At 70.1% G+C, this 10488-nt stretch carries 8 protein-coding genes, 1 tRNA gene and 1 other RNA gene; 6 read left to right on the top strand and 4 right to left on the bottom strand.

The features are described 5' to 3' along the window. Positions 1-88: 88 nt before the first annotated feature. Entirely contained in the window at positions 89-2527 is a 2439-nt protein-coding gene (locus ACFWNN_RS25125) for an endonuclease/exonuclease/phosphatase family protein (protein WP_382442361.1), read from the top strand. 53 nt (positions 2528-2580) lie between these two features. Here the strand turns inward: ACFWNN_RS25125 and ACFWNN_RS25130 are convergent, their stop codons facing one another. The 3 genes from ACFWNN_RS25130 to ACFWNN_RS25140 form a co-directional block, all read right to left on the bottom strand. Further along, on the bottom strand, positions 2581-3216 hold the full coding sequence (locus tag ACFWNN_RS25130; protein ID WP_382442362.1) for a GPP34 family phosphoprotein: 636 nt from the start codon (positions 3214-3216) through the stop codon (positions 2581-2583). Beyond that, a complete protein-coding gene (locus tag ACFWNN_RS25135; protein WP_382442363.1) occupies positions 3216-3875 on the bottom strand; it encodes a GPP34 family phosphoprotein in 660 nt (219 codons plus the stop codon). Before ACFWNN_RS25135 ends, ACFWNN_RS25130 begins: the two co-directional genes overlap by 1 nt. A gap of 61 nt (positions 3876-3936) precedes the next feature. After that, positions 3937-4021, bottom strand: a tRNA-Ser gene (locus tag ACFWNN_RS25140). A 130-nt stretch (positions 4022-4151) separates the two neighbouring features. Here ACFWNN_RS25140 and ACFWNN_RS25145 point away from each other — a divergent pair. From ACFWNN_RS25145 to ACFWNN_RS25155, 3 genes are read left to right on the top strand one after another with little or no spacing between them, the layout of a single operon-like run. Continuing rightward, entirely contained in the window at positions 4152-4490 is a 339-nt protein-coding gene (locus tag ACFWNN_RS25145; RefSeq protein WP_382442364.1) for a YciI family protein, read from the top strand. Between the two features lie 4 nt (positions 4491-4494). Beyond that, positions 4495-5673, top strand: coding sequence for an RNA polymerase sigma factor (locus tag ACFWNN_RS25150; RefSeq protein ID WP_382442365.1), 1179 nt, complete (start codon positions 4495-4497; stop codon positions 5671-5673). Beyond that, positions 5670-6242 (top strand): maleylpyruvate isomerase family mycothiol-dependent enzyme, encoded by a 573-nt coding sequence (locus ACFWNN_RS25155; RefSeq protein ID WP_382442366.1) that lies wholly within the window; start codon positions 5670-5672, stop codon positions 6240-6242. The genes ACFWNN_RS25150 and ACFWNN_RS25155 overlap by 4 nt, the downstream gene beginning before the upstream one ends. Here the strand turns inward: ACFWNN_RS25155 and ACFWNN_RS25160 are convergent. Then, positions 6239-7978 (bottom strand): beta-N-acetylglucosaminidase domain-containing protein, encoded by a 1740-nt coding sequence (locus tag ACFWNN_RS25160; protein ID WP_382442367.1) that lies wholly within the window; start codon positions 7976-7978, stop codon positions 6239-6241. The two genes, ACFWNN_RS25155 and ACFWNN_RS25160, sit on opposite strands and share 4 nt — an antisense overlap. A 115-nt stretch (positions 7979-8093) precedes the next feature. Here ACFWNN_RS25160 and ffs point away from each other — a divergent pair. Further along, positions 8094-8190: signal recognition particle sRNA small type (gene ffs, locus ACFWNN_RS25165), an RNA gene on the top strand. A gap of 30 nt (positions 8191-8220) precedes the next feature. Continuing rightward, the gene (locus ACFWNN_RS25170; protein WP_382442368.1) at positions 8221-10284 is read left to right on the top strand and encodes a DNA polymerase III subunit gamma and tau; all 2064 of its coding nucleotides are present in this window, start codon (positions 8221-8223) and stop codon (positions 10282-10284) included. Positions 10285-10488 lie beyond the last annotated feature (204 nt).

The following is a 10488-nucleotide window of genomic DNA, read 5'->3' on the forward strand; positions in this document are numbered from 1 at the left end:
AACCGGTTAACCGTTAGTAACAACGGCTACCAAAGCTCACTCGATCGAGGAAAGATGCGTCGGTCCGCCGCATCCCCTGGAGGAAGTTTTGAGACCCACCCTGCCCGTCGTCGGGACAGCGGTGGCGGCACTCGTGCTCGCCGCCGTCCCCGCCGTCGCCGCACCCAGCACCGACGCGTTGATCTCCGAGGTCTACGGAGGCGGCGGCAACTCCGGCGCCACGCTGACCAACGACTTCGTCGAGCTCGCCAACAAGGGCGCGACCCCGGTCTCCCTCGACGGCTTCAGCGTCCAGTACATCTCGGCCAGCCCCGGCGCGAGCACGCAGTGGGGCGTCACGCCGCTGACCGGCTCGGTCGCGCCCGGCAAGACGTACCTCGTCGCCGAGGCCAAGGGCACCGGCGGCACGGTCGCGCTGCCGACCCCGGACGCCACCGGCACCATCGCCATGAGCGCCACCGGCGGCACCATCGCGCTGGTCGACGGCACCACGCCGCTCACCTGCAAGACGGCGGCTGACTGCGCGGCCGACACGCGCATCAAGGACCTCGTCGGCTTCGGCACGGCGGCTGTCCGCGAAACCACGGCGACGGCCGCCCTCAGCAACACCACCTCGGCGTCGCGCAAGGCCGGTCTCCCGGACACCGACGACAACTCGGCGGACTTCACCACCGGCGCCCCCACCCCGGTCAACTCCAAGGGCGAGACGACTCCGGGCGGCGGCGACCCGGACCCCGACCCCGAGGACCCGACCCCCGGCGACAAGCGCATCCGCGACATCCAGGGCGTCACGCGCGTCTCGCCGCTGGTCGGCCAGAAGGTCACCAACGTCCCCGGCGTCGTCACCGGCACGCGCGCCACGGGTGACCGCGGCTTCTGGATCCAGGACACCGCTCCGGACAACGACCCGCGCACCAGCGAGGGCGTCTTCGTCTACACCGGCGGCACCGCGCCGACCGTGGCCGTCGGCGACAGCGTCGTCGTGAGCGGCACGATCGCCGAGTACCGGCCGGGCGGTGAGACGGGCTCCAACCAGACCCTCACCGAGATCACCACGCCCACCACGATCACGGTCTCCAAGGGCAACCCCGTCCCGGCGCCGGTCGTCGTGAAGAACGTCCCGGCGGGCTACCTCCCCGCGCCCGGCGGCAGCATCGAGCAGCTCCCGCTGGAGCCCGCGAAGTACGGCCTCGACCTGTTCGAGTCGCTCGAGGGCACGCTGGTCCAGGTCGACGACGTCCGCGTCGTGGGCCCGAGCAACGCGTTCGGCGAGGTCTGGGTGACGGTCAACCCCGACCAGAACAAGAACCTGCGCGGCGGCACCACCTACCCGAGCTACGACCAGCAGAACAGCGGTCGCCTGAAGATCAAGACCGCGGGCACGCTGCCCGCCGCGAACGTCGGTGACGTGTTCGCCGGCGCGACCGTCGGTGCCATCGAGTACACGAACTTCGGCGGCTACACGCTGGCGGCGCTGAACCTCGGCCAGCACGTGTCGTCCAACCTGCAGCGTGAGATCACGGCGCAGCAGAAGGAGTCCGAGCTCTCGGTCGCGACCTACAACGTCGAGAACCTCGACCCGTCCGACCCGCAGGAGAAGTTCGACCGGCTCGCGGACGGCGTCACGACCAACCTGCGCAGCCCGGACGTCGTGGTGCTGGAGGAGATCCAGGACAACAACGGCGCCACCAACGACGGCGTCGTCGCGGCGGACCAGACGCTGCAGAAGTTCTCCGACACGATCTTCGCCAAGGGCGGCCCGCGCTACCAGTGGCGGCAGATCGACCCGGAGAACCTCAAGGACGGCGGCGAGCCCGGCGGCAACATCCGCGTCGGCTTCTTCTTCAACCCGCAGCGGGTGTCCTTCGTGGACCGTCCGGGCGGCGACTTCCAGACGCCCGTCCAGGTCGTGAAGAAGAACGGCCGCGCCGCGCTTTCCGTGTCACCGGGCCGGATCGACCCGCTGAACGACGCGTGGGCCAGCAGTCGCAAGCCGCTCGCCGGCGAGTTCAAGTTCCGCGGCCGCACGGTCTTCGTCGTCGCGAACCACTTCAACTCCAAGGGCGGCGACGAGGCCATCCACGGCCGCAACCAGCCGCCGAACCGCACGTCCGAGGTGCAGCGCGCCAAGCAGGCCACCGCGCTCAAGACGTTCACCGAGCAGATCCGCGCGATCGACAAGGGCGCCAACGTGGTGCTCGCGGGCGACCTGAACGACTACCAGTTCTCGCCCGCGCTGAAGACGCTGACCGGTGACGGCAACCTCAAGGCGCTGATCGACACGCTGCCCGTCAACGAGCGGTACAGCTACGTCTTCGAGGGCAACTCGCAGACGCTGGACCACCTCGTGATGAGCAAGAACATCACGCGCTTCAGCTACGACGTGGTGCACATCAACGCCGAGTTCGCCGACCAGGCGAGCGACCACGACCCGCAGATCGTCCGCGCCCGCCCGTCCACGGGTGACGCGAACGTCGACAAGATCGTGTTCGCGATCGAGGACATCCTCGACTGCCTGAAGAAGTAGGCACGGCACCAGGTGGCCGCTACCTCAGCTCGAGGTGGCGGCCACTTCCGCGTTCACTCCCCAGAAGCGGCAGCCGTGGCGGCGGCGGTCACCCCGGCCTGGATCGCTTCCACCGCACGGCGAACGGCGTCGCCCGCCCAGTTGCCGCGCGCGATCTCCTTGGCCCGCCGCTTGATCTCGCGCTTGTCGCCGGCGAACACCTTGTGCACGGCGTCCACCGCGTACAGCAACGTGATCAGCGACCCGATCCGCGCGTCGGCACCCCGATACCCCGCCACGACCTCGCCGACGTCCTTGCGCAGCCTCTCCGCCCCGGCCTCGTCGACGATCGGGTAGCTCTTCGCGGGGAAGATCCCGAGCACCTTCCGCGGCTCGACCCTGATCGCGCCGGCGTCCTGCAGCTGCCGGAGCACGTTGTCCCACAACCGCTTCCGCACCCGCTCGACCGCCGACTGCGGCCGCAACGGCTTGGTCAGCAGGCCGAGCGCGTGGTTCAGCACCGGGTCGTTCACCGGCGACGGATCGACGACCTGCATCTTCTTGCCGTTGGGCTCGAACGCGACGCGCCCGGAGTTGACCAGCTCGATCAACACCGCGCCCGCCAGCGCGTTCTCGGCGGCCGACGAGCTGACGTGCAGCCGCCCGGTCTCCGGAACGATGAACAGCAGCATCAGCTCTCTGTGCAGCATCAGCTGGAACCTCCGCCGGTGGAAGCCGTCGCCGCCGTCGAGGCCACCACGGCCGCCATGACCGCGGCGTGCACCGCCTCCAACGCCTTCTTCACCGCGTCGCCCGCCCAGTTCCCGGCGGCGATCTCCTTGGCGCGGGCGTTCATCTCGCGCTTGTCGCCCTTGAAGACCTTGTGCAACGCCTTCACCGCGTACAGCAAGGAGATCAGCGAGCCCGTGCGGTCGTCCGGCGCCGCGTACCCGAGCGCCACGTTGCCCACGCGGTCACGGATCTCGCTGACCGCCTTGGAATCCTGGATCACGTAGCGCTTGCTGGGGAAGATGCCGAGCTTCTTGGTCTTCTCGACCGTCAGCACCCCACGGCCTTCGAGCTGCGCCATCACGTTGTCCCGCACGTGGTTCCGCAACCGCTCCACCGCGCGTTGCGGCTTCATCGGCTTGTTGATGCGCGTCACCGACTCCTGCAGGAACTCGCTGCGCAACGGCGTCGGGTCGACCACCGCGAGCTTCTTGCCGTCCGGCTCGAACGCCACGCGCCCGGAGTTGACCAGCTCCAGCAGCACCGCCCCGGCCAGCGCGTTGTGGATCGACGTCGAATCCAGCAGGACGCGCCCGTCGGTCTCGTCGATGAACAGCAGCATCAGGTCTTCAGGCAGCATCATGCAACGTTAACGCCAGAAGGGCGCCGACCGTTGAAGATCGGCGCCCTTCTGCAGCGAGCGGAGGATACGGGATTTGAACCCGTGAGGGGGTGAACCCAACACGATTTCCAGTCGTGCGCACTAGGCCGCTATGCGAATCCTCCGTGGAGAACCTTACCGGACGGGTGTTCCGAGACCCAAAACGGGGGTCGCCGAAAAAAGTTCGGCGGCCGTGTCGATCTGGCGGGGGCCTGCTCGTCGTGATCCCGTAAGACCGGACCGAGGAGGACGAACGTGAAGTACATGCTGTTGATCTACGCGGCCTCTGACCAGCAGGCGACCTGCACCGTCGAGGACTGGATCGCCTACGAGAAGGAGATGAAGGACGCCGGTGTCCTGGTCTCCGGCCACTCGCTCGCGGACCTCGTCACCGCCACCACCGTCCAGGTCGGACAGGACGGCAGGCGCAGCGTCACCGACGGACCGTTCGCGGAGACGCGGGAGGTGCTCGGCGGGTACGACGTCATCGACGTGCCCGACCTCGACGCGGCGCTGGAGTGGGCCGCGAAGTGTCCCGGGTCGCGGGACGGCGGGGCCGTGGTGGTCAGGCCGATCGCCGAGTTCGACTTCTGAGCCGATGAACGTCGAGCAGGTGTTCCGGGAGGAGCGCGGCAGGCTGCTCGCCACCCTGGTCAAGCGCTTCCGCGACCTCGACCTGGCCGAGGAGGTCACCTCCGACGCCATCGAGGCGGCGCTGCGGCACTGGCCGGTGGACGGGGTGCCGGACCGGCCCGGCGCGTGGTTGCTCACGACCGCGCGCCGAAAGGCCGTCGACCGGCTGCGGCGCGACCAGGTGCACGCGGCTCGGCTCGCGATCCTCCAGGTCGAGGTGGACCGGGCGGACGCGCCGGTGGGGGACGCGCTGCCGGACGAGCGGCTGGAGTTGTTCTTCACGTGCGCGCACCCCGCGCTCGCGGAGGAGGACCGGGGAGCGCTCGTCCTGCGGTGCCTGGCCGGGTTCACGACGCCCGAGGTCGCGCGGGCCTACCTGGTGCCGGTTCCGACCATGCAGCAACGGATCGTGCGCGCCAAGAAGAAGATCAGCCAGGCGCGCATCCCGTTCCGCGTGCCGGACCCGGACGAGTTGCCGGAACGCCTGCCCGGCGTGCTGCAGGCCGTCTACTCGATCTTCACCGAGGGGTACGCGGCGCAGCGCGACGACCTGGCGGAGGAGGCGATCAGGCTGGCCAGGATCCTGCACGGGCTGCTGCCCGAACGCGAGGTCGCGGGGCTGCTGGGGTTGATGTTGCTGATCCACGCGCGCCGCAACACCCGTGGCGACCTGCTGGAGGACCAGGACCGTCAGGTCTGGGACCGCGACATGATCGCCGAGGGGAGCGCATTGGCCGAGCGCGCGCTGACGGGCGGATTCGGTCCGTACGGCGTGCAGGCGGCCATCAACGCGTTGCACGACGAGGCCGCGGACTTCGCGAGCACGGACTGGCCGCAGATCGTGGCGCTCTACGACGTGCTGACGAAGCTCGCGCCGTCACCCGTGGTCGCGGTGAACCGGGCGGCCGCGATCGCCATGCGCGACGGGGCCGCCGCCGGGCTCGCGTTGCTCGACGCGCTGGCCGGCGAACCCCGGCTGCGCGACTACCACCCGTTCCGCGCGGCCCGCGCCGACCTGCTGCACCGCCTGGGCCGCGACGCCGAGGCCGCCCAGGCCTACCGCGAGGCCATCGCACTCGCGGGCACCGACTCCGAACAGGACTTCCTGCGCCGCAGGCTCGCGGCCGTCGAGGAGCAATCATGATCATGAAGTGGCTGGAGGCCGAACGCCTGGGCGTCGCGGACCTCCTCGAGGACCTGACCGCCGACGAGTGGCAGCGCGAGACGCTCTGCGCCGGCTGGACCGTGCAGACGATGGCCGCCCACCTGACCACGTCGACCCGCACCGGTTGGGGTGACGTGCTGACCGGCATCGTGAAGGCGCGGTTCGACTGGGAACGCATGGAGGACCTGAAGGCCCGGGCGATCGCCGCGAAGTTCACTCGATCGGAGTTGATCGAGCAGATCCGCGAGACCGCCGCCTCCCCGAAGCGCGCCCCGATGGCCGCGCCGATCGACCCGCTGGTCGACTTCCTGGTCCACGGTCAGGACGTCGCCCGCCCGCTCGGCCGCGTCCGCGAGATGCCCCTCGAACCGGCCCAGGCCGCGCTGGAGCACGTGCTGAAGAGCCCGTTCTGGGGCGCGCGCAAGCGTTTCCGCGACACCGGAATCCCCGACCTTCCGGCCCCTGAGCTGCTGCTTCTCGCCACGGGCCGGAAGTTGTCCACAGGTGGGGACAACGTTGTGGACGACTCGAACACACGTTCGAGTTAGAGGTTCGGCGCCTTGGTCAGGAACTTGTCGAGGGTGCCGTCGCCGAGCTTCAGCTCCTTGTTCAGCTGCTTCGCGATCTCGGCGGACTCGGCGAACCGCTCGCGCCGGCCGTCCAGTCCGTCGACGGTGGCCTGCAACGCCCTGCCGTACAGCTCGGCCTGCGCGAGCCAGGGCTCGGAGTCGGTGACGAAGCCCTTGTCGATCTTGTCCCGGATCGTCTTCGGGGCGGTGGCGAGCACGTCGGCGTAGGTCCGCAGCTTCGCGACGGCGGCCTTCTTGTCGCCCGACCGCCACTGGTCCTCGAACTCCTTGAGCTCGTCGGCGAGGCGCGGAGCCGTCCACGAGCTCATGTCGAAGAACGAGAGCAGCGCGATCCGCACGCGCTCATCGCCGTTGGCGAGGATGTTCGCGTAACCGAGCTCCGACGCGTCCTCGTCGTACATGGCGTCGTTCCAGGCGTAGTCGGCCATCTCGAACATCGCGACGCGACTCGCGTAGGCCTGGCTCATCGGGTTGCTGAGCAGGCCGACGACGCTCAGGCCCGGTTCGCGGCCGGAGTACGAGCCGAGCAGCAGCCGGCCCTTGGCGATCGGGTAGTCGGCGACGGGGTAGTTGTCCCAGATCAGCGTCTTGCGGCCCCACAGCTGCTCGGCGCGCCGCGAGTGCTCGCGGGTGATCGTCGCGGGGATGACGGCCGTGCCGGTCCACATCACGACCACGGACTTGTCGAGGTTGTCGCGGAACACCCTCTTGTACGGGGTCGGGTCGATGTCGCCGTACTCGGTGAGCACGGTGATCAGCGCCTTGCTGCCCGGCAGCTCGTTGCGGATGGTCGCCGCGGTGTCGTTGAGCAGGTCGTTCTGCGCCTTCGCGGCGTTCTCCTTGCTCGGGGGGCCGTAGGCGGCCTGGTCCTCCGCGCAGTTCCACTTGCCGTAGTCGATGTCGTCCAGCAGCAGCGCGAACGACCTGAGGCCCGCCTTGTGCAGCTGGCTGAGCTTGGCCAGGACGAGGTCGCGCTCGGCACCGCTCGAGTAGCAGATCGACAGGCCGGGGGCGAGGGAGTAGGTGAACTCGATGTGCTGGTCCGCGGCGCGTTTGGCCAGGTCGGCGATCTGGGCGAGGCGGTCCTCCGGGTACAGCTCGCGCCAGCGGTCGCGGTGGAACGGGTCGTCCTTCGGCGCGTAGATGTAGGAGTTGAACTTCACCGACGCGGCGAAGTCGAGCTGGGCCTGCTGCTCGGCGTAGGTCCACTGCCGTCCGTAGAAGCCCTCGACGATCCCGCGCCGCGGCAGCGACGGCCGGTCGTCGATCTTGACGCCCGCGAGCTTGCCCTGCCGCACCAGCTGGCGCAGGGTCTGCGCGGCGTAGAAAGCGCCGGCCGGGTCCGCGCTCGCGACGCTGACCTCGGCGGACCCGACGGTGATCCGGTACGCCTCGGCCGACAGCCCCTTGTCGGTGCTGAACCTGATCTTCAGCGCGCCGCCGCCGGAACCGCCCGCGAGCGCCTTCTCGACGAGCTGCTTCGTGGCCGCCTCGGCGTCGCCCTCGACGCTCACCGACGCGGGGATCGGGACGTCCGCCGTGACGCGTTCGATCGTCTGGGGTGTCGGCCACACCGTGACGTCCGTCGCGCGCTTCGGTTCCGAGTCGGCGTTGTCCTTGTAGACGAGGACTCCGACTACCGCGGCCGCGGCCACGATGACGACAACGGCCACGATCAGGCCCGGTTTGCGCATGTGGATCAGTGTGCAGGACGGGTGTCCAGTAAGTGTGTGCCCGGCTGTCCACAGTTGTGGACAACACTGTGGGCAACTCGAACACACGTTCGAAACTGATCGTTCGCTACACTAGTGTCGGACCTCGTGCGGCACACATCTCGCGAACCTCCCCAGGGCCGGAAGGCAGCAAGGATAAGCGGGCTCTGGTGGGTGCACGGGGTCCCCTTTTTGTGTCGGTGGCCACCGGTACTGTTCCGGGCGTGGCCCTCGCTCTGTATCGCAAGTACCGCCCGGCCACGTTCTCCGAGGTCGTTGGCCAGGAGCACGTGACCGACCCGCTGCGCGTCGCGCTGGCGGCGGGCCGGGTGAACCACGCGTACCTCTTCAGCGGCCCCCGCGGCTGCGGCAAGACGTCGTCGGCCCGCATCCTCGCCCGCTCGCTGAACTGCGTGAAGGGCCCGACGCCCGACCCGTGCGGCGAGTGCAACAGCTGCATCGGCCTCGCCCCCAACGGCACCGGCAGCGTCGACGTGGTCGAGCTCGACGCCGCCTCCCACGGTGGTGTCGAGGACGCGCGCGAACTCCGCGACAAGGCCTTCTACGCCCCGGCCGAGGCCAAGTACCGCGTCTTCATCATCGACGAGGCGCACATGGTCACCACGCAGGGCTTCAACGCCCTGCTGAAGATCGTCGAAGAGCCGCCGGACCACCTGATCTTCATCTTCGCCACCACCGAGCCGGACAAGGTCCTCCCGACCATCCGCTCGCGCACGCACCACTACCCGTTCCGCCTGATCCCGCCCGGCGTCATGCGCAGCCTGCTCGAACGCAACTGCGCCGCGGAGGGCGTGGCCGTCGAGCCCGCCGTCTTCCCGCTGGTGATCCGGGCCGGCGGCGGCTCGGCGCGTGACACCCAGTCCGTCATGGACCAGCTCCTCTCCGGCGCGGGCCCCGACGGAGTGAAGTACGAGCGCGCCATCACCCTCCTGGGCGTCACCGACTCGGCCCTGATCAACGACGTGGTCGACGGCCTGGCCGTCAGCGACGGCGCCTCCGTCTTCAGCACCATCCACCGCCTGGTCGACGCGGGCCACGACCCCCGCCGCTTCGCCTCGGACCTCCTGGACCGCCTGCGCGACCTGGTCCTGCTCTGCGCCGTCCCGGACGCCGCCGACCGCAACCTGGTCAGCGCCCCGGAGGACGAGCTGGCCACGATGGCCGCCCAGGCGGAACGAATCGGCCCGGCAGCCCTCACCCGCTACGCCGAGATCGTCCACCAGGGCCTCGTCGACATGCGCGGAGCCACCGCCCCGCGCCTGCTCCTCGAACTCCTCGTCTCCCGAATGCTGCTCCCGTCCGTGAGCCAGTCGGAAGCAGCACTCCTGCAACGCCTCGAACAACTGGAACGCCGCCCCCCGGCCACCATCGCGGCCGCGTCCGGCGACGCCCCGGCCGCGAGCGCTGCTCCGTCGGCAGGCGGCGCTCCCGCAGGAGGCGGCGGCCCGGTCTTCACCCGCCGCTCCCAGCAGCCGGCGGAACCGACCCCGGCACCCGCTCCGGCCGCAGCGCCCGCACCGGCAGCGGCCACCCCGGCCCCGGTCGCGGCGCCGGCCAGGCCGACGCAGGCCCCGGCTCCCGCACCTCAGGCGACCCCGGCTCCCGCAGCTCCCGCCGCCGTGGCACCGGCCGCACCGGCCGCACCGGCCGAAGTCGCAGCCGCCGCCCCGACCACCACGGAGATGGACGCGACAGCCGTCCGCCGAATCTGGTCGGAACTGCTGGCGGCCGTCCGCTCCACCAGCCGCAGCACCGAGGCGATGCTGACCAACGCGATGGTCAGCGAGGTCGACGGCAACGTCGTCACGATCACCCACACCTCGGCCCCGCTGGCCCGCCGCCTGGCCGAGTCCCGCAACACGGAAGCGATCGCGACCGCGCTGTCCTCGGTCCTGGGCGGCACCTGGCAGGTCCGCTGCACCCACGGCACCCCGGGCGCCACCCCCCAGGCGGCAACCGCACCCAAGGCGGCCCGCCCGGCCCCGACCCGCCCGAGCCAGGCCAATCAGCCGGCCCGCCCCCAGCCAGAACCCCAGCAACCCCAAGCCCCGCGCCCACCGGCGGACGACGTCCCACCCCCGCCGGAGCCGCCAGAGCCCGACGACCCCCTCCCGCCGGAGCCGGACGACGAGGAAGCGATGCTGGCGGAGGCCGCTCGCCCGGCAGACCCGGACACGGTGATCGTCAGCCAGACGAACGACCCGGAGTCGGTGATGCTGAAGCTCCTGGCCGACGAGCTGGGAGCCCGCCCGCTGAAGAAGGCCTAGCGGCACGCTCGCGCAGAAGTCCCCTCGAGCTGGGGACCCCCGCGACCCAACGTACCGACGAGGTCTGACACTCCAGCGAAGCCGAAGGCGAGCCGTCTTTCCTCGAGGAGCCTGGGTGGGGTGGCTTCGTCACGAGTCGTGCCACAGCTCTTGCTGCATCAGAGGAGGGGTGTCAAACGGACACGCTCTTCGTCCGTTTGACAC

This window comes from Lentzea sp. NPDC058450, assembly GCF_042721395.1.
Lineage (GTDB): Bacteria > Actinomycetota > Actinomycetes > Mycobacteriales > Pseudonocardiaceae > Lentzea.